Annotated in this window: 14 protein-coding genes; 5 read left to right on the plus strand and 9 right to left on the minus strand. The window is 72.1% G+C overall.

What is annotated here, in order from left to right; genetic code table 11:
* Positions 1–78 precede the first annotated feature (78 nt).
* A complete protein-coding gene (locus ACZ4A5_RS04105; protein ID WP_467578218.1) occupies positions 79–606 on the plus strand; it encodes a PadR family transcriptional regulator in 528 nt (175 codons plus the stop codon).
* 22 nt (positions 607–628) lie between these two features.
* Here the strand turns inward: ACZ4A5_RS04105 and pspAB are convergent, their stop codons facing one another.
* The 3 genes from pspAB to ACZ4A5_RS04120 form a co-directional block, all read right to left on the minus strand.
* Positions 629–1,216, minus strand: coding sequence for a PspA-associated protein PspAB (gene pspAB, locus ACZ4A5_RS04110; protein ID WP_467578220.1), 588 nt, complete (start codon positions 1,214–1,216; stop codon positions 629–631).
* Positions 1,217–1,305: 89 nt separating this feature from the next.
* A complete protein-coding gene (gene htpX, locus ACZ4A5_RS04115; protein ID WP_467578222.1) occupies positions 1,306–2,208 on the minus strand; it encodes a zinc metalloprotease HtpX in 903 nt (300 codons plus the stop codon).
* A gap of 150 nt (positions 2,209–2,358) precedes the next feature.
* Positions 2,359–3,258: an LLM class flavin-dependent oxidoreductase gene (locus ACZ4A5_RS04120; RefSeq protein WP_467578224.1), complete on the minus strand. Its 900-nt coding sequence runs from the start codon at positions 3,256–3,258 to the stop codon at positions 2,359–2,361.
* A 151-nt stretch (positions 3,259–3,409) separates the two neighbouring features.
* Here ACZ4A5_RS04120 and ACZ4A5_RS04125 point away from each other — a divergent pair, with 151 nt between their 5' ends.
* A complete protein-coding gene (locus tag ACZ4A5_RS04125) occupies positions 3,410–4,273 on the plus strand; it encodes a Cof-type HAD-IIB family hydrolase (RefSeq protein WP_467578226.1) in 864 nt (287 codons plus the stop codon).
* A 37-nt stretch (positions 4,274–4,310) separates the two neighbouring features.
* On the opposite strand, the gene ACZ4A5_RS04130 is transcribed toward ACZ4A5_RS04125, so the two are convergent.
* The 6 genes from ACZ4A5_RS04130 to hisC all read right to left on the minus strand — a co-directional run bounded on the left by ACZ4A5_RS04130 (position 4,311) and on the right by hisC (position 15,072).
* Complete coding sequence (locus ACZ4A5_RS04130; protein ID WP_467578228.1) at positions 4,311–5,420, minus strand: M23 family metallopeptidase; 1,110 nt, start codon at positions 5,418–5,420, stop codon at positions 4,311–4,313.
* A 106-nt stretch (positions 5,421–5,526) separates the two neighbouring features.
* Complete coding sequence (locus tag ACZ4A5_RS04135; protein ID WP_467578680.1) at positions 5,527–7,215, minus strand: GAF domain-containing sensor histidine kinase; 1,689 nt, start codon at positions 7,213–7,215, stop codon at positions 5,527–5,529.
* Positions 7,216–7,382: 167 nt separating this feature from the next.
* Entirely contained in the window at positions 7,383–10,988 is a 3,606-nt protein-coding gene (gene cydD / locus ACZ4A5_RS04140; RefSeq protein WP_467578230.1) for a thiol reductant ABC exporter subunit CydD, read from the minus strand.
* 12 nt (positions 10,989–11,000) lie between these two features.
* The gene (gene cydB / locus ACZ4A5_RS04145; RefSeq protein WP_467578232.1) at positions 11,001–12,008 is read right to left on the minus strand and encodes a cytochrome d ubiquinol oxidase subunit II; all 1,008 of its coding nucleotides are present in this window, start codon (positions 12,006–12,008) and stop codon (positions 11,001–11,003) included.
* Between the two features lie 28 nt (positions 12,009–12,036).
* Positions 12,037–13,617, minus strand: coding sequence for a cytochrome ubiquinol oxidase subunit I (locus tag ACZ4A5_RS04150; protein ID WP_467578234.1), 1,581 nt, complete (start codon positions 13,615–13,617; stop codon positions 12,037–12,039).
* A gap of 375 nt (positions 13,618–13,992) precedes the next feature.
* A complete protein-coding gene (gene hisC, locus ACZ4A5_RS04155) occupies positions 13,993–15,072 on the minus strand; it encodes a histidinol-phosphate transaminase (RefSeq protein ID WP_467578236.1) in 1,080 nt (359 codons plus the stop codon).
* A gap of 377 nt (positions 15,073–15,449) precedes the next feature.
* Between hisC and ACZ4A5_RS04160 the strand changes: the two genes are divergently transcribed.
* The 3 genes from ACZ4A5_RS04160 (at position 15,450) to ACZ4A5_RS04170 (ending at position 18,974) form a co-directional block, all read left to right on the plus strand.
* Positions 15,450–16,550: a LacI family DNA-binding transcriptional regulator gene (locus ACZ4A5_RS04160; RefSeq protein WP_467578238.1), complete on the plus strand. Its 1,101-nt coding sequence runs from the start codon at positions 15,450–15,452 to the stop codon at positions 16,548–16,550.
* 260 nt (positions 16,551–16,810) lie between these two features.
* On the plus strand, positions 16,811–17,914 hold the full coding sequence (locus ACZ4A5_RS04165; protein WP_467578682.1) for a metallophosphoesterase: 1,104 nt from the start codon (positions 16,811–16,813) through the stop codon (positions 17,912–17,914).
* A gap of 181 nt (positions 17,915–18,095) precedes the next feature.
* The gene (locus ACZ4A5_RS04170; protein WP_467578240.1) at positions 18,096–18,974 is read left to right on the plus strand and encodes a hypothetical protein; all 879 of its coding nucleotides are present in this window, start codon (positions 18,096–18,098) and stop codon (positions 18,972–18,974) included.
* Positions 18,975–19,003 lie beyond the last annotated feature (29 nt).

Consider the following 19,003-nt stretch of genomic DNA (forward strand, 5'->3'; position numbering starts at 1 on the left):
ACCGATATTCCAACTATGACATGTCAGAAGTGGAACGTCCACCCTTGACGGGTCACCAGTGGAAGTTAGAGTGAGGCCATGAGCCTGAGACACGCGATGCTGGGACTGCTGGCCGACCGGTCGGCCAGTGGCTACGACCTGATGAAGCGGTTCGAGACCTCCCTCAGCAATGTCTGGCCGGCGACCCAGAGCCAGGTATACGGCGAGCTGGGCAAGCTCGCGAAGGGCGGTCTGCTGGAGGTCGCGGCGGAAGGCCCTCGCGGCCGCAAGGAGTACGCCATCACCGAAGCGGGCCGCGCCGAGCTGCACAGCTGGCTCACCGAGCCGGACCCGCAGCAGGCTCGCCGCAGCGACGCGCTGCTGCGCGTCTTCTTCCTCAACCACCTCACCCCGCTGGAGGCGACGGCCTACCTCCTCGGCGAGGCGGACCGCGCCGCCGGGCAGCACGGCGCGCTGAAGGAGCTGGAGAAGAAGGTCGACTGGGGCGACGACCCCCTGTCGGTCAACGGCCGGCTGGCCCTGGAGTACGGGCTGCGCTTCACCGCGATGCGCGAGGAGTGGGCCCGCTGGGCCGCCGACGAGATCGCGGCAGCGAAGGAGAAGTGACGCTCCATCAAGTGGTGCCTCATCAATTGAGGCCGGGCGCGCCCCACACGGGGAACCACCGCGCCAGGTCCTCCTCGATCCGCAGGTCGTTCGTCAGCAGCGCCCGGGCCTGAAGCTCCAGGGAGTTGTCCCGCTTGTCGCCCCCGCCGGGCATCGGCGCGAAGGGATAGAAGGTGCCGCGCTTGTAGAGATAGACGAGCGCCAGCGAACGCCCGCCCTCGTCCCGGAAGCCGAGCAGCGAGCAGAGCAGCTGCGGTCCGAAACCGCCTTCCTGGAGCAGGGTGTTGACGGCGTGCAGGTCGTTCACCAGGCCCGCCACGTCGTCGGCCGGCTGCCGGGCGAGCAGCCAGGTGTAGCCGTAGCCGTCCTGGCTGAACTCCACGGGCGCCCCACCGCGCTCCGTATCGGCGTCCAGCAGCTCCCGGACGTCCTGCTGGAGCCGGCCGAACGCCCCGCCCTCCACGCTCGCGAAGCACACCGAGCCCAGCCCTGTCGGGGTGAATCCGGCGCCGGCCTGAAGGGTGACGGCGGCGGAGGGCAGGGCGAAGAGCTGGTCGAGGTCCGGGCGGACCGGCTTGCTGCGGCCGAGGATGGCGTCCAGGAATCCCACAGGCGAAGCTCCTTTTCCGAGTTTCCGGAGGCCGCGGAGATGTCCGGAAGTCCCGAAGTCTCCGAGGTACCGAAGGGCGTGCGGCGCGCTCAGGCGCGGCCGAGCTCCGCCGAGATCCGGCCGAGCTGGTCCAGCCGCTGCTCCAGCGTCGGGTGCGAGGACAGCAGCCGGCTCAGGCTGTCCTTGGAGAAGGCGGGCGCGAAGTAGAAGGCGTTGAACGGCTCGGCCTGCCGCAGGTCGCGCGTCGGGATCTGCGCCATCTGCCCGGTGACCTTGGTCAGCGCGGACGCCAGCGCCGAGGGCCTGCCCGTCAGCAAGGCGCCCGCGCGGTCGGCCGACAGCTCGCGATAGCGGGACAGCAGCCGCGTGAGCAGGAAGCTGATGGCATAGACGACCGCGCTGACCAGCGGGATCAGCACCATCAGGAGCGCGGTGTTCTGATCGCGGCCGCCCGCGCGGCGGAAGCCGCCCCACAGGCCGACGCGGGTGATGATCCCGGCCAGCACGCCCAGGAAGGACGCGATCGTCATCACGGCCACGTCGCGGTGGGCGACGTGGGAGAGCTCATGGGCGAGCACGCCCTCCAGCTCCTCGGGCTCCAGCCTGCGCAGCAGGCCGGTCGTCGCGCACACCACGGCGTTCCTCTGGTTGCGCCCGGTGGCGAAGGCATTGGGCACGTCGCTGTCGGCGATGGCCACCCGCGGCTTGGGCATGTCCGCGAGCGCGCACAGCCGGTCGACGGCACCGTGCAGCTCGGGCGCCTCCTGGGGGGTGACCTCGCGCGCCCCCATGCTGAAGGCGGCGATCTTGTCGCTGAACCAGAACTGGGCGATGAACATGCCGCCCGCGAGGATCAGGACGATCGGCCAGGCCCCGCGCAGCAACACCACCAGCACGCCCACGAAGACGACGTAGAGCAGCCCGATGAAGAACATCGTGCTCACCATGCGGGTGGTCAGCCCCCGGTCGGGAGCGAATCGGGTCCGTGGCATGGGGTACCTCCAAGGCTCAGCGCGGCGTGCGCCCCCAGTGAGTGCCTCTGCCCTCGATTCTCCTCCTTCAGCGGTTGTGCGCGGGGTAAAGAAAGAGGGTGGAGAACGCACGGCGATCGCCACGGCCCCGTCGGACCCGCCGTGCCGCCCTCAGGAGAGCTGCGCGAGCCCGTCCGTCGCGATCTTCTCGAAGACCGCGAGGTCGGCGGCGAAGACCGAATCGGCGATCGGCCAGTGCACCACGATCTCGTCGATGCCCAGTTCGGCGTGCGAGCCCGCGAAGTCGACGAAGGCATCGAAGGAATCCAGCGGCCGGTCCGGGGTGAAGCCCGTGAGCATGATCTTGTGGAGGCCCGCGGGGTCACGGTCGATCGCGGCGCAGGCGGCTGAAAGCCGCTCGATCTGCCCGGCCACGGCCTTCAGCGACTGCTCCGGCGTGCCCGTTTCGAACAGCTTCGGGTCCCCCGTGGTGACCCACGCCTGCCCGTGGCGGGCGGCGAGCCTGAGCCCCCGCGGGCCGGTGGCGGCCACGGCGAAGGGCAGCCGGGGGCGCTGCACACAGCCCGGTATGTTGCGCACCTCGGACGCGGAGTAGTGCTCCCCGTCGTACGAGACGACGTCCTGGGTGAGCAGCCGGTCCAGCAGCGGGACGAACTCGGCGAAGCGGTCGGCGCGCTCGCGCGGGGTCCACGGCTCCCGGCCGCCCCCCAGCAGCGCGGTGGCGTCGAAACCGGAGCCGCCCGCACCGATGCCCAGCGTGACGCGCCCGCCGGAGATGTCGTCCAGCGAGATGAGCTCCTTGGCCAGCGTCACCGGGTGCCGGAAATTGGGCGAGGTGACGAGCGTGCCCAGCCGCATCCGCGAGGTCACGGTCGCGGCGGCCGTCAGCGTCGGTATCGCGCCGAACCACGGGCCGTCCCGGAAGGTGCGCCACGACAGGTGGTCGTAGGTGTAGGCCGCGTGGAAGCCCAGCTCCTCGGCTCGCTGCCACGTCTCGCGGCCGCCCTCGGACCAGCGGCGCTCGGGAAGGATCACGGTGCTCAGTCGCATGGGACCGAGCCTAAGCGCTGGGTATGACAAAAGCCCATGCCCCCGGCACAGGATCCGTCGTACGCGGCGACCGTGGATTCCCGGCCGCCCCGGCCGCCCACCCCTGCGCACGCCTGTGCGACACCTGTGGTCCGTGAACGAGAATGGAGCCGTGACTTCAGCTATCGAGCAGCCCGAGACCCCGGCGGTCCACCGCCCAGCCGCCTTCCCCCGGCTGATCGCCACCGACCTCGACGGCACCCTCCTGCGCGACGACAAGACGGTCTCCGAGCGCACCGTCGCGGCCCTCGCCGCGGCCGAGGCGGCGGGCATCGAGGTCTTCTTCGTCACGGGACGGCCGGCCCGGTGGATGGACGTCGTCCGGGACCACGTGCACGGCCACGGGCTGGCGATCTGCGCCAACGGCGCCGCCGTCGTCGACCTCCACGACGGCGGCCGCTGCGTCGAGGTCCGGCCGCTGGAGCGCACCGCCGCCCTCGCCGTCGTGCACGCGCTGCGTGCCGCCGCTCCGGGCACCTCGTTCGCCGTGGAGCGCACCGGGAGCACCCACTACGAGCCCGCCTACCCGCCCTTCTTCCTCGACCCGGAGGCGGTCTTCGCCCCCGCGGAGAAGCTGCTGGGCGAGGACTCCGGCTACACCGACCCCATCGTCAAGCTGCTCGCCCACCACCCCGAGCGTGAGCCCGACGAGTTCCTGGCCGTCGCCCGGGAAGCGGGCGGCGCGCACGGCGAGTTCACCCGGTCCAGCCCGACTGCCCTGCTGGAGATAAGCGGCCTCGGGATCAGCAAGGCCAGTACGCTCGCCCGGTGTTGTGCCGAGCGCGGCATCGCGCCCGAGGAGGTCGTGGCGTTCGGCGACATGCCCAACGACCTGGAGATGCTCGACTGGGCCGGCACCGCGTACGCGATGGCCAACGCCCATCCCGACGTCCTCGCCGCCACCGCGCACCACACCGCCGCCAACACCGAGGACGGCGTCGCCGTGGTCATCGAGCGGATCCTGGACTCCCGCTGAGCCCCGGCGGCGGGCAGCACCACCGTGCCGTCGCCGCCTACACCCGCACGCCGTGGGCGTTCAGCCACTCCACCGGGTCGACCGCCGACCCGAACTCGGGCGTCGTACGGATCTCGAAGTGCAGGTGCGGGCCGGTGGAGTTGCCCGTCGTCCCCGCCAGCCCGATCCACTGGCCCGCGCGCACCTGCCGGCCCGGCGTGACGAGCGCCGCCGACAGGTGGGCGTACTGCGAATACCAGCCGCCTTCGTGCTGGATCACCAGGCTCATGCCGAAGGGACCGCCGCACCCGGCGGAGACCACCGTTCCCGCGCCGACCGAGCGCACCGGTGTGCCGACCGGTACGGCGAAGTCCTGTCCTGTGTGACCGTTCGCCCAGTTCGCGCCGGTGCCACCGAAACCCGCCGAGAGTTCGTACGACAGCACGGGCCGGGTCCACTCCTCGTGCTCGTCGCCCGCCGCGCGTCCTTCGGTGTCGCCGACCCCCACGTCCTCGACGTCCAGCGGCTCGCAGCGGCCGTTCGCGACGGACGTCTGGGACAGGGAGTTCAGCGTCTCGCGCGCGGCCTCGAGACGCGTCGTGAGCGAGTGCTGCGCGGCCTTCAGCCGTGCGCTGTCCTGCTCCAGCAGGGGGCGGGAGGCCGCCAGGGCCTGTCTCTCGGCCGCGAGCTTCCCGGTCAGGCGGCCGCCCTCGTCCAGCAGCCGTCCCAGCGCCGCCCTGCGGCGCACTGCGGGCTCCTGGAGCTCCAGCAGTTCGACGGGGTCCTCGGCGTCCTCGGCCCCGGCCTCGACGGTGAATCCGCCGGTGCGGTACTGCGCGCGGGCGGCCGCCCCGGCGTCGTCGCGCAGGGCCGCCGTGACGACCTCGCGGCCCCGCAGCATCCGGTCGAGTTCCTCGGCCCGCGCCTTCTGCTCCCCGGCCGCGCGCCGCGTCCGCTCGAACCGCTGCTTCACCTCCCCCGCCTCCTCCGCCAGCCGGAACACCTCGGAGGTGACCCGGGTGATCCTGTGCGGGGTCCCGCCGGCCGCCGGGAAGCCGGAGCCGAACGGCGGCCAGACCACCGTGCAGAGCGCGCACAGCACACAGAGCACGCGGTCGCGGGTTATCCACGGTCCGCGCGATATGAGCAGGCGGTACAGGCGTCCCATGAACGCGATCGTGTCCCGCACCGCGGCCGAGCGCGCCCCGTGAGGGTCCGATCGGAGGACGGCGGAGCGCCACGAGGCGGGCGCCGGGAGGGCTCCTGAGCGCCCGCTACAAGGGCGCTTCCCACATCACCCGCGTGCCGCCCCCGTCCGGCCCCAGCCCCGGCCCGTACGCGCTGGAGCCGCCCAGCGACTCGGCCCGCTTGGCGAGGTTCCGCAGCCCGCTGCGCCGGCCGCCCTCGGGGATGCCTACGCCGTCGTCGGCGACCGTGAGCCGCACCGCGTCCCGGCCGTCCGGCAGGGACGCCGTGGCGTCGACGACGACCTCGATGCGGGAGGCCCGCGCGTGCCGGAAGGCGTTGGAGAGCGCCTCGCGCAGCGCGGCGACGAGGTTCTTACCGGTGAGCTCGCCGACCTTCGCGTCGACCGGTCCGACGAAGCTCGCGGAGGGCTGGAAGCCGAGCGGCACCGCTGCCGTGCCCAGTTCCCTCAGCACCCGTGTCCGCAGTCCCGCGGGCGCCTCCGCGGGCCCCTGCTGGAGCGCGAAGATGGCCGTACGGATCTCCTGGATGGTCACGTCCAGCTGGTCGACGGCCTGGCCGACCTTGGTCCGGACGTCGGGCACCTCGGCGTTGCGCTGCGCGCTCTCCAGCATCAGCCCGGTGGCGAACAGCCGCTGGATCACCAGGTCGTGCAGGTCCCTGGCGATCCGGTCGCGGTCCTCGTAGACGGCGAGCCGTTCCCGGTCACGCTGTGCCTCGGCCAGGACGAGCGCGAGGGCGGCCTGCGCGGCGAACTGCGCGGCCAGGGTGCGCTCCGTCGCGGTGAATCCCCGTGCGCCACGCGCGCGTGGCGTCGCGAGCGTGCCGAGCACGCGGTCGCCGCTCTTGAGCGGCAGCAGCATGCTCGGGCCGAAGCGCGGGGCCACCCCGGTGATCATGCGTGGGTCGGTGGCGGAGTCGTCGATGAACACCGGCTCACCCGCGAGCAGATGGGACACCACGGGGCTGTGCGGCGGCATCACCGTGCCCAGCAGCCCGGTGGGGTCGTCGGCGGAGACGGCGACCATCTCCAGGCCGCCCTCGCCGTCCGGCAGGAGCACGATGCCGGCCGCCGAGTCCGCGAGCCTGCGCGCCTGTTCGGCGACGACGGACAGCGCGTCCTCGGCGTCGCCGGCGGACAGCAGAGCCGTGGTCACGGCCACGGAACCGTCGATCCAGCGCATCCGCTGGCGGCCCTCGTCGTACACGCGCGCGTTGCCGATGGCGATGCCCGCCTCGGTCGCGAGGATCTTCACCATGTTGAGGTCCGCGAGGCTGAACTCCCCGCCGCCGAGCTTCTCGGTGAGGTAGAGATTGCCGAAGATCTCCCCCTCCACCTGGATGGGCACCCCGAGGAAGTTGCGCATCGGCGGGTGTCCTGGCGGGAAGCCGGCGGAGCGCGGGTCGGCCGCCAGGTCGGAGAGCATCACCGGCGCCGGCTGGTGGATCAGCGCGCCCAGCAGCCCGCGATGGCCGTCGGGCAGCGCCCCGATGCGCTCGCGCTGTTCGTCGGTGACGCCATGGGTGATGAAGTCGGACAGCCCCTCCCCGCTGGCGTCGATGATCCCGATGGCGGCGTAGCGGGCGGCGGCCAGCTCGGCGGCTGTCTCGGCGATCCGGTCGAGCGTGGAGTGCAGCTCCGGGCCGGTGCCCACCGACCGCATGGCCTCCAGCAGCTGCGGCACGCGCGCGGTCAGCTCGGTGGACATCCCCTGGAGGCTGCGGGTGGCCTCGGTGGCGATGGCCAGCGGGTCCATCGGGCCCTGTGCGCCCTGTGCGCCCTGTGGCGCCCGCGCGCCGGCCGGGCCGGAGGGTTCCTGCGAGCCGGAGGGTTCTGCCGTGGCTGCCATACCGTAGAGCCTAATAAGCACTATTTGTCATGGAAAGTGGCCACGGCCGGTGTCCGGTCCCGCAGCGGGGGCGCTCACCGACGGGAGAGCGCCCCCGCCACCGCCTCCGCGCCCTCCGGCCCAGCCGCCCCGGACACCCCAGCAGCCTTGGAAGCCCCAACCGACCCAGCCGCCCCGGCCATCCCCCAGGCGTCCGCCACACGCTCGCGCTCCAGCATCCGCCGGAACGGCCCGTCCGCAGCCACCAGCTCCTCGTAGGTGCCCCGCTGCACGGTCCGCCCGCGCTCCAGCACGATCACTTCGTCGACCGCCTCCAGCCCGGCCAGCCGGTGGGTGATCAGCACGGTCGTACGGCCCTCGGTGGCCGCCAGGAGATCTGCCGTGAGCGCGTCGGCCGTCACCAGGTCGAGATGCTCGGCGGGCTCGTCCAGCACGATCACGGGGAAGTCGGCGAGCAGCGCGCGGGCCAGCGCGAGCCGCTGCCGCTGCCCGCCGGACATCCGCGCCCCGTGCTCGCCGACCAGCGTGTCGAGCCCCTCCGGGAGGCTGTCGACCCACTCCAGCAGCCGCGCGGACCGCAGGGCGGACCGCAGTTCCGCGTCGTCCGCCCCGGGGCGCGCGAGCCGCAGGTTCTCGCGCACCGAGCTGTCGAAGAGATGCGCGTCCTGCGCGCACAGGCCCACCAGCTTCCGCACGGCGTCACCCGCCATGGGACCGGTGTCCCGGCCCGCCAGGGTGTACGTCCCGGACTCCGCGTCCAGGAAGCGCAGCAGCACCTGGGCGAGCGTCGTCTTGCCCGCCCCGGAGCGGCCCACGACCGCGACCCGGCGGCCCGGTACGAGCTCCATGCCGAACCCCTCCAGGGCCGCCTCGGACCGTCCCGGATACCGCGCGCCCAGCCCCGTCACCCGCAGCGGGAACGGCGATTCAGGAGCGCCATCCGTCCCTTCCCGCACGGGCACGGGCGCGTCCAGCACCTCGTACACCCGCTCCGCGGACCGCCGTACGCGCTGCCGGTACTGCACGGCGAGCGGCAGTCCGGCCACCGCCTCGAACACGGCCAGTGGCATGAGCGCCACCACCGCGAGCCACACGCCGCCCAGGCGGCCGTCGTGCACCGCGCCCACGCCCGCCCAGGCCGCGGCCGCCACGGTCAGGCCGCAGGCGAGGGCGGAGAGCCCGGAGCCGAGCGCGGTGGCGGCCGAGGCGCGGCGGGCGATCCCGGTGAGCCGTCCGTCGGCCTCGCGCAGCCGCGCCAGCCGGGCGGGCAGGGCGCCCGCGACCGTCAGTTCCGCCGTGCCCGCCAGGACGTCGACGACCTCGGTCGACAACGCGCCGCGGGCGGGCGCCAACTGCCGCTCCGCGCGCCGCGCGAACGCGCCGGACAGAGCGGGTACGGCCACTCCGGCGGCCAGCAGTCCGAGCGCCAGCAGCAGACCGGCCTCCGGCAGCAGCCACGCGGTGAAGGCGACCGAGGCGGTGCCCACGGCGACGGCCGAGCCGACGGGCAGCAGCCAGCGCAGGAAGTAGTCCTGAAGGGCGTCCACGTCCGCGACCAGCCGGGAGAGCAGGTCGCCCCGACGGGTCTCCCGCAGCCCGGCGGGCGCCAGCCGCTCCAGGCGCCGGTAGACCTCCACCCGCAGCCCCGCGAGGGCGCGCAGCGCGGCGTCGTGGGAGACGAGGCGCTCGGCGTAGCGGAAGACGGCGCGTCCGATCCCGAACGCGCGGGTCGCGGTGACGGCCACCATCAGATAGAGCACGGGCGGCTGTTGGGAGGCCCGCGAGATGAGCCAGCCGGAGACGCCCATCAGGCCGACGGCGCTGCCGAGGGCCAGGGCGCCCAGCAGCAGCGAGAGCGCGAACCGCGCCCGGAGCGGCTTCCCGGTGCCCCGCACCCGGGCGAGCGCTCCGGCACCGCGTACGGGCAGGGGCTCGCCCGGCACGTCGTACGCGCCCGCCTCGTCCGCCACCGCGCCCGGCCGCTCGGTCCGTGCGGGCGGGACGTCCGGGGCTGCCAGGGCGGCCGCCTGCCGCTCCACCGGCTGGGCGTCGACGCGGATGACGCGGTCCGCGACCGCGAGCAGCGCGGGGCGGTGCACGACCAGCAGGACGGTCCGGCCCTCGGCGAGCCGGCGCACGGCCTCGACCACGGCGGCCTCGGTCTCGCCGTCGAGGTTCGCGGTGGGCTCGTCGAGGAGCAGGACGGGCCGGTCGGCGAGGAACGCCCGTGCCAGCGCGATCCGTTGGCGCTGCCCGGCGGAGAGCCCGGCACCGTCCTCGCCGAGGCGGGTGTCAGTGCCGTGGTGCAGCATGGAGACGAAGTCGAGCGCACCGGCCGCGCGCAGTGCTTCCCGCACCTGCGCGTCCGTCGCCTCGGGCCGGGCCAGTCGCACGTTCTCGGCGACCGTCCCGGCGAAGAGATGGGGTCGTTGCGGGACCCAGGCCACCTGGTCCCGCCAGCTTCCGGGGGAGAGCGATGACAGATCCGTACCGCCTACGAGCACCCGCCCGGCCGCCGGGCGCGCGAATCCGAGCAGGACGTTCAGCAGTGTCGACTTACCGGCGCCGCTGGGTCCCACGAGCGCGACCGTCTCCCCCGGCCGCACCTCGAACGACGTCTCGGGCAGGGAGGGTTCGGCCCGCCCCTCGTGCCGCACCACCAGCCGGTCGACCGTCAGGGTCGCGGTCCCGGCGTCGGGGGCGGGCAGCGTGCCGGCCGGCGCCGGCTCGGTCTCCAGCACCGCGAAGACCCGGTCGGCGGCCGCCAGCCCCTCCGCCGCCGCGTGGTACTGCGCGCCGACCTGCCGCAGCGGGAGATACGCCTCGGGCGCCAGGACCAGCACCATCAGCCCGGTCTCCAGGCCGAGTTCGCCGTGCACGAGCCGCATGCCGACGCCCACCGCGACCAGGGCCACCGAGAGCGTGGCCAGCAGCTCCAGCGCGAAGGAGGAGAGGAAGGCGACACGCAGCGTCCGCAGCGTGGCGCGCCGGTAGTCGGAGGTGATCGCACGGATCGACTCGGCCTGCGCCTTGGCCCGCCCGAAGACCTTGAGGGTGGGCAGCCCCGCGACGACGTCGAGGAAGTGGCCGGACAGCCGGGACAGCAGCCGCCACTGCTTGTCCATCCGGGACTGCGTCGCCCAGCCGATGAGGATCATGAAGAGGGGGATGAGCGGCAGCGTGAGGACGATGACCAGCGCGGAGAGCCAGTCCGCCGTGGCGATCCGCGCGAGCACGGCCACCGGCACGACGACCGCGAGGCCGAGCTGGGGCAGATAGCGGGCGAAGTAGTCGTCCAGCGCGTCGATCCCCCGCGTGGCGAGGGTGGCCAGCTCACCGGTCCGCACCGTGTCCAGCCGGTCGGGCCCGAGCGCGGTGGCCCGCGTCAGCAGCCGCGTGCGCAGCTCGGACTTCACGGCCGCGCTCGCCCGGTGCGCGGTCAGCTCGGTGAGCCAGGTGACGGCCGCCCGGCCCAGGGCCACGGCGGCCAGCAGCGCCAGCTGCGCGGCCAGGTCGCCGGTGGACCGGCCGTGCCGGAAGGCTCCGGTCACCACGTCGGCGATCAGCATCGCCTGCGCGATGACCAGGCCGGCCCCCGCCAGCCCGAGCACGACGGAGGCGACCAGGAAGCGGCGGGTCGCGGAGGCGTACCGGAGCAGTCGGGGATCGACGGGCTTCATGCGCGTTCCGTCCTAGTGGCCGGCGGGTGCCGGGATGTGCTGGGTGCCGATCCGCTTGCGGAAGACCCAGTAGGTCCACGCCTGGTAGCCGATGATCAGGGGCGTCATGGGGACCGCGACCCACGTCATGATCTTCAGGGTGTACGGGCTGGAGGCGGCCTCGGCCACGGTGAGGCTCCACGCCGGGTTGACCGAGGACGGCATGACGTCGGGGAAGAGGGCGAGGAAGACCAGGGCGAAGGCCGCCGCGACCGTCACCCCGGAGAAGCCGAACGCCCAGCCCTCGCGCCCCGCGTGGTTCATCACCAGCGCCGCGCCCAGGGCGACCACGGCGACGATCAGGGCGGCCAGGCTGCGCCCGTTGCCCGACTCGGCCTGCGTCCAGCCGAGGAAGGCCACGGCGAGCACACCGGCGGTCATGCCGAACACGGTGGCGTAGGACCTGGCCCGGTGGCGGATCTCCCCCGCCGTCTTCAGGGCGGCGAAGACCGCGCCGTGGAAGGTGAAGAGCACGAGCGTGAGGAGGCCGCCCAGCAGGGCGTACGGGCCGAAGAGGTCGAGGAGCGTGCCGCTGAAGTTCTTGTCCGAGCCGATCGGCACCCCGCGGACGATGTTGGCGAAGGTGAGCCCCCACAGGAAGGCGGGCAGCAGCGAGCACCAGAAGATCGCGTGCTCCCAGTTGCGCTGCCAGCGCTCACCGGTCCGCTTGTGGCGGTACTCGAAGGCCACGCCCCGCACGATCAGGCAGACCAGGATGGCGAGGAAGGGCAGGTAGAAGCCGCTGAACAGGGTGGCGTACCAGTCGGGGAAGGCGGCGAAGGTCGCGCCGGCCGCGGTGATCAGCCAGACCTCGTTGCCGTCCCAGACGGGCCCGATGGTGTTGATCAGCACCCGGCGCTCGGTGCGGTCCTTGGCCAGGACCTTGGTCAGGACGCCGATGCCGAAGTCGAACCCTTCGAGGAAGAAGTAGCCGGTCCACAGGACGGCGATCACGAGGAACCAGAAGTCGTGGAGGTGCATGGTTCGTTGTCTCCGTTCCGCCGCCGCGTCAGTACGCGAAGGTCATCGGCTTGTCGGCGTCCTCTGGCCGCTCCGCCCCGGCTCCCCCGGACGGCAGGCGCAGCCTCGGGTCCTTCGCGGGCGGCTTCTCGTCCGTGTCGGGCCCGGCCTTGGCGTACTTCACGAGCAGCTTGACCTCGACCACCGCCAGCACGCCGTACAGCAGGGTGAAGACGCCCATGGAGGTGAGCACTTCGGTCTGGCTGACACCGGGGGAGACGGCGTGGCCGGTCTTCATCAGCCCGTAGACGGCCCACGGCTGGCGGCCCATCTCGGTGAAGATCCAGCCGAAGGAGTTGGCGATGAGCGGGAAGCCCATGGTGAGCAGGCCGATGCGCCAGGACCAGGCGGTGAAGAAGGGGCTCATCTCGCGGGTGCGCGTGAGCATCAGCCGCGGCACCTCGTTGTCGCCCGTGCGGTATTCGGGGTCGAGCCAGAATTTCTTGCGCGTGGTCCACAGGCCGATGAGCGCGGCGACGAAGGAGGTCATCCCGAAGCCGATCATCAGCCGGAAGCCCCAGAAGGTCATGAAGATGCTGGGGATGTAGTCCTCCGGCTTGCCGCCGTACCGCGCGGCCTCCTGCGCGGCGACGTCGTTGATGCCGGGGACGGCCTCGGAGAAGTTGCTGTGGGCGAGGAAGGAGAGGACTCCCGGCACCTCTATCTCCACGCTGTTGTGGCCCTTGGTGACATCGCCGACCGCGAAGACCGAGAAGGGGGCGGGCGCCTGGGTTTCCCACAGCGCCTCCGCGGCGGCCATCTTCATCGGCTGCTGCTCGAACATCACCTTGCCGAGGCTGTCACCGCTGAGGGCGGTGCCCAGACCGGCGATGACCGCGACCACCAGGCCGACGCGCAGCGAGGCCCGCATGGCCCCGACCTGCGACCGCTGCTTCTCGCCGAGCTCCTCGCCCCGCAGCTGCCTGCGCTTGGCGCGCCACAGGTGGAAGGAGGCGATGCCGACGATGAAGGCGCCACCGGTGAGGAACGCCGCGGTGAGCGTGTGGAAGACGACGACCATGGTGGTGTTCTGGGTGAGCACGGCCCAGATGTCGGTGAGCCGCGCCTTCCCGGTCGCCTTGTCTATGGCGTAGCCCACCGGGTGCTGCATCCAGGAGTTGGCCGCCAGGATGAAGTACGAGGAGAGCACGGTGCCGACGGCGACGATCCAGATGCACGCACAGTGGATCTTCTTGGGCAGCTTGTCCCAGCCGAAGATCCACAGGCCGATGAAGGTGGATTCGAAGAAGAAGGCCAGCAGGGCTTCCATCGCGAGCGGCGCGCCGAAGACATCACCGACGAAGCGCGAGTAGTCGGACCAGTTCATGCCGAACTGGAACTCCTGCACGATGCCGGTGACGACACCCATCGCGATGTTGATCAGGAAGAGCTTTCCCCAGAACTTCGTCGCGTGGAAGTACTTGTCCTTGCCGGTGCGGACCCAAGCCGTCTCAAGACCGGCGGTGATCGCCGCGAGACTGATCGTGAGCGGGACGAAGAGAAAGTGGTAGACGGTGGTGATGCCGAATTGCCAGCGTGCCAGCGTCTCCGGCGCCAAAGCGAGGTTCACGCGGTCTCTCCTTGCCTCTTGCGTCACCGACGCCTCACGCACCGGCGATATGCCCCTTTCGCCCCAACGAAAGCGGGAGGTAAAGGGCATGCTTGTGAACGCGTTCACATTCACAAGCAATTATGACGCACAGGTTTTCGCGCTCGACAAGGGGGTCCCCCCGGCCGGGGACCCGACGCTCTTCGGCCAAATCCGGAACGCCTGCTTCGGCTGACAGGACAGCCACCGGCGGTCCGGGCAACGGCCCCAGGCGGCGCGGGCAGCGGGCAGCGGGCAGCAGGCAGCAGGCAGCAGGCAGCAGGCAGCCGCACAACGACGGCGGGCCGGGGCGCGCGGTCTCCCCGCGCACCCCGGCCGACCCGAAGGCTCCGCCTTCTACAGCTCCTTGCGGAACGCCCCCGCGACTTCGAGGAAGAGGTCGTTCGCCGCCGTCTCGCCGATCGTCACGCGGACGCCCTCGCCCAGGAACGGCCGTACGACCACGCCCGCCCGCTCGCAGGCCGCCGCGAACTCCGCCGTGCGCTCCCCCAGCCGCAGCCAGACGAAGTTGGCCTGCGTCTCCGGCACGGTCCAGCCCTGCCCGGTCAGCGCGTCGACGACCCGGGCGCGCTCCTCCACCAGCGCCTGCACCCGCTCCCGCAGCGCGTCCTCGCTCCGCAGCGAGGCGATCGCCGCCTCCTGCGCGATGTGGCTCACGCCGAACGGGACGGCGGTCTTGCGCAGCGCCGCCGCGACGGGCTCGTGAGCGACGGCGAAACCGATCCGCAGCCCGGCCAGGCCGTACGCCTTGGAGAAGGTGCGCAGCACGCAGACGTTCGGGCGGTCACGGTAGAGGTCGAGGCCGTCGGGGACGTCGGTGTCACGGACGAACTCGATGTACGCCTCGTCGAGCACGACCAGCACGTCGGCGGGGACGCGGTCCAGGAAGGACTCCAGCTCGGCCCGGCGCACCACGGTGCCGGTGGGGTTGTTGGGGTTGCAGACGAAGATCAGCCGGGTCCGGTCGGTGATCGCGGCCAGCATCGCGTCGAGGTCGTGGACCTCGTCGCCCGTCAGCGGGACCTGCACCGGAGTGGCCCCGGAGACCTGGGTGATGATCGGGTACGCCTCGAACGACCGCCAGGCGTAGATCACCTCGTCGCCCGGCCCCGAGGTGGCCTGCACCAGTTGCTGGGCGACGCCCACCGAGCCGGTGCCGGTGGCCAGGTGCGTCACCGGCACGGAGAAGCGGTCCGCGAGCTCGGCCATCAGGGCCGTGCAGGCCATGTCGGGGTAGCGGTTGATGGTGCCCGCCGCGTCGACCGCCTTCTCCAGCACGCCAGGCAGCGGCGGATAGGGGTTCTCGTTGGAGGACAGCTTGTACGCCACGGGGCCGTCCGCGGCGGCGGGCCGGCCCGGCTTGTAGGTCGGCACGCCGTCCAGGGCGGGGCGCAGCCTCGGGGTCTTCTCGGTCACCGCGGGTCCTCCTCGACATCCCGTGCGCTCGCACCCGCACGGGCAGGCCGCACACGAATAGCGGACATGAATACTGCACACCTTAAGAGGATTCACCGGGGCGGCGTCCAGAGCAGGGGGAGCGCTCCCGAAACTTCTGCACGCCGGTGGCGGGCGCCGTGGCGCGCATCACCCATGAAGGTGAGTTGAGACCTCTTCGAGACTTCGGGTGATAACCGGAGGCGGATATGCCAGAGGCCAATGGTTCACCGTCGATGCGGACAACTCTCTGTGTTTCCATGGTCATTGAGTGGAATTGCGCTTGCAGAAACGTGCCTGTCAACAGCCAAACGGAGCACGCCGCCCACGCACTACCCGAGCCCTACTATCGGCTCGCCATGACAGCAGCAGGGAAGCATCAGGTGAGCCGGCCCACCGGCCGCCGGCTGGGACGGGCGGGCATCCGGGACGTGGCCGCCGCCGCCGGCGTCTCGATCACGACCGTCTCCGACGCGCTCAACGGCAAGGGCCGGCTACCGGACGCGACCCGCCGCCATGTCCGCGAGGTCGCCGACCGGCTGGGCTACCGCCCCTCCGCCGCGGCCCGCACCCTCCGCACGGGCAAGTCCGGGCTCATCGGCCTGACGGTGACCACGTACGGGGATGAACCTTTCACCTTCACCGAGTTCGCCTACTTCGCCGAGATGGCCAGGGCCGCCACCTCCGCCGCGCTGGCCCGCGGCTACGCCCTGGTGATCCTCCCCGCCACCTCGCGCCACGACGTGTGGTCCAACGTCGCCCTCGACGGCACCGTCGTCGTCGACCCCTCCGACCACGACCCGGTCGTCTCCGAACTGGTCCGCCAGGGCATCCCGGTGGTCTCCGACGGCCGGCCCGCGGGCAGCCTCCCGGTCACCGCGTGGGTCGACAACGACCACGAGGCCGCCGTCATCGGCATCCTCGACCACCTCGCGGCGGCCGGCGCCCGCCGGATCGGCCTGCTGACGGGCACCACCACCGACACGTACACCCGGCTCTCCACCCACGCCTACCTGCACTGGTGCGAGCGGGCGGGCCAGGACCCGGTCTACGAGAAGTACCCCGCCCACGACCCCTGCGCCGGTGCCGTGGCGGCCGACCGGCTGCTCGCCCGGCCCGACCGCCCGGACGCCGTCTACGGCCTTTTCGACCCCAACGGCACGGATCTGCTCGCCGCCGCCCGGCGCTACGGCCTGCGCGTCCCGGACGACCTCCTGCTCGTCTGCTGCAGCGAGTCCACCGTCTACGCCGCCACCGAGCCGCCCGTCACCACCCTGTCGCTGAAGCCCCGGCGCATCGGCACGGCGGTCGTCCAGCTCCTCATCGACGCCATCGAGGGGCTCGACAGCGGGCAGCCGGTCGAGCAGGTGATACCGACCGAACTGATCGTCCGGACGTCCTCCCAGCGCCGCAGGCCACGCACCACGGTCAGCCCGCCGCGCGGTCCCGCCCCCGGCTGAGGGGCACCGCGGGGCCGCTCGGGGTCAACGCGCCGTTTCCGAGCTGCCACACCTTTGCCAAAGCCGTGCGGAGGGCGCAGGGGCGCGGAGACCCGGGGGCGAATGACTCAATTGGGGAGAAATGACCGACGCGCGCACCCTCCCGCCCCGATTGACGGCCCCTGGTGCGTCACAAGGCGCGACGGTCATTCCTATGATGGGCGCACGACACCACGGACCGCCGTCGACCAGGCAAGGTCCACAAGGTGCACGGCGGCGCGATGGTGGAGGGGTCGATGACTCAGGGGGCCGGTCAGGGACCCGCGGCACGGACCACGGCGGCGATGCCGCCCTTCCCCGGGTATGCCGCGCCCCCTCCGCATGCCCCCATGCCGCCGTACGACCACACGGCCCCGCCCGCGCAGCCGCCGGTCGACGCTCCGGAGGGCTACACCCCCACCGAACGCGACCTGCCCGTGATCGGCCAGCCCGTCCCCGACGACGTGCCGACCGTCGCCCTGACGCCCCTCGCCGAGCAGCACACGGCCCCGCGGCCCGGCCTCGGCCCGCTCTACGTCGTGGGCGACGTCCACGGCTATCTCGACCAGCTGCACGCCGCGCTGGAGGCCCAGGGCCTCATCGACGCGAACGGCAGCTGGTGCGCGGGCAACGCCCGCCTGTGGTTCCTCGGCGACTTCACCGACCGCGGGCCGGACGGCGTCGGCGTGATCGACCTCGTGATGCGGCTGTCCGCCGAGGCCGCGGCCGCCGGCGGCTACTGCAAGGCCCTCATGGGCAACCACGAGCTGCTGATCATCGGCGCCAAGCGGTTCTCCGACACGCCGGTCAACTCCGGTGCGGGAACAGCCTCCTTCCAGGCGGCCTGGCTGCTCAACGGCGGCCAGCGCACCGACATGGAGCGCCTGGAGGACCACCACCTCCAGTGGATGTCGCGGCTCGACGCCATGGCGGAGGAGGACGGGCACCTGCTGGTGCACTCCGACACCACCGCCTATCTGGAGTACGGCGACTCCATCGAGGCCGTCAACGACGCCGTCACCGAGGCGCTCCAGCGCAACGACCCCGACGAGTGCTGGGACCTCTTCCGGAAGTTCACCAAGCGGTTCGCCTTCCGCGACGAGACCGGGCCGATGGCCGTACGGGAGCTGCTGGACACCTACGGCGGCCGCCGTCTGGTGCACGGCCACAGTCCGATTCCGTATCTCCTGGGCGAGGTCGGCGCGGAGGACGCGGACGGCGAGGAGGGCGGCACGCCCGCCGTCGACGGCCCGCATCTTTACGCGGACGGGCTCGCGCTGGCGATGGACGGAGGGGTCACCATGGCCGGAAAACTGCTGGTGGTGCAACTTCCCCTGGGTGGATGAGGGTTCAGGGGGTAGGTCCCCGGGCAGGTAGGGAGTTCCACCGGCGCGGGGCAATTCGCGAAACACACTGTCACCGTGCGCCGGTACCGCTCTACCATCGGCTTATCCGTAGCAGGCTCTCCTCCGTTTCCGCCCACTGCCCGGTGTAAGCCGGCAAGAAGGCCCTACGGAGCATCGGGGGATGCACATGAACAGCGCTCCGCACCTACTGGCCGAGGACCGCCCGGAATTCGAGCGGGTTCTCGACCAGGCGTTGCGTACCGCCGACCATGACCCGGAACTGGCCGCGGCGATAGGACAGCGGCTCAATGCGGAACAGCTGCGCACCATGGCACTCAATGCCATGACCGCCATCTCGGCGTGCGCGACAACCGAATATCAGAACTACGTAAGGGCGCGCGACGCCCTGCGCGCGCTCTCCGCGAGCATGCACCCGCAAAGCATGACCACCGGGGGCGCGCACCGCGATGAAAGCGCTCCCGACGGCTCCGGCCCCGCGGACGGCGAGATCGTGGAGTCCTCCGGCGCTGGCGCGGGCGCGGTCCTCGCCGTGCTGGCCCCCGTGCTCGCCGGGATAGCCGCCCTGATCTTCCTCCTCGTCGGATACGTCCTGCGGACGGTCGGCTCCAACCCGTCCGTCGGCCAGCCGATGATCACCATCGGCTGGTGGTTCGCCGGGCTCACCGCCGCCGGTGCGTTCGTCGCCATGATCGGCATGGTGGTGACCGCCCTGCGCAACGGCGTCGGCCAGGGGACGGACGCCCGGGGCGCCGGGCTGAGCGAGGAGGCCGACCGGGCCGGTGAGGCATGGCGGCAGGCGCTGCTCCACCGCGGCATACTGCCCTTCCTCCGCGAAGCCCTGGCCAACGCCCCGCTCAACTCGTCGTCCTCGTACGTCCCGAGGCAGCACGAGAGCCAGAGCCGCACCCCCACGCTGGGATACTCACGCCCCGGCTTCACCAGCCCCGACAGCGAGTCCTCCCCGCACCTCCGCCCGCGCTACACCAGCCCCGACTTCACCAGCCCGGACTACGGCGGCCCGGACAACCGACCGGAGTGACGCGCCGGACCGCCGCACGGCACATGCGA

Source organism: Streptomyces sp. NPDC025618, assembly GCF_055558795.1.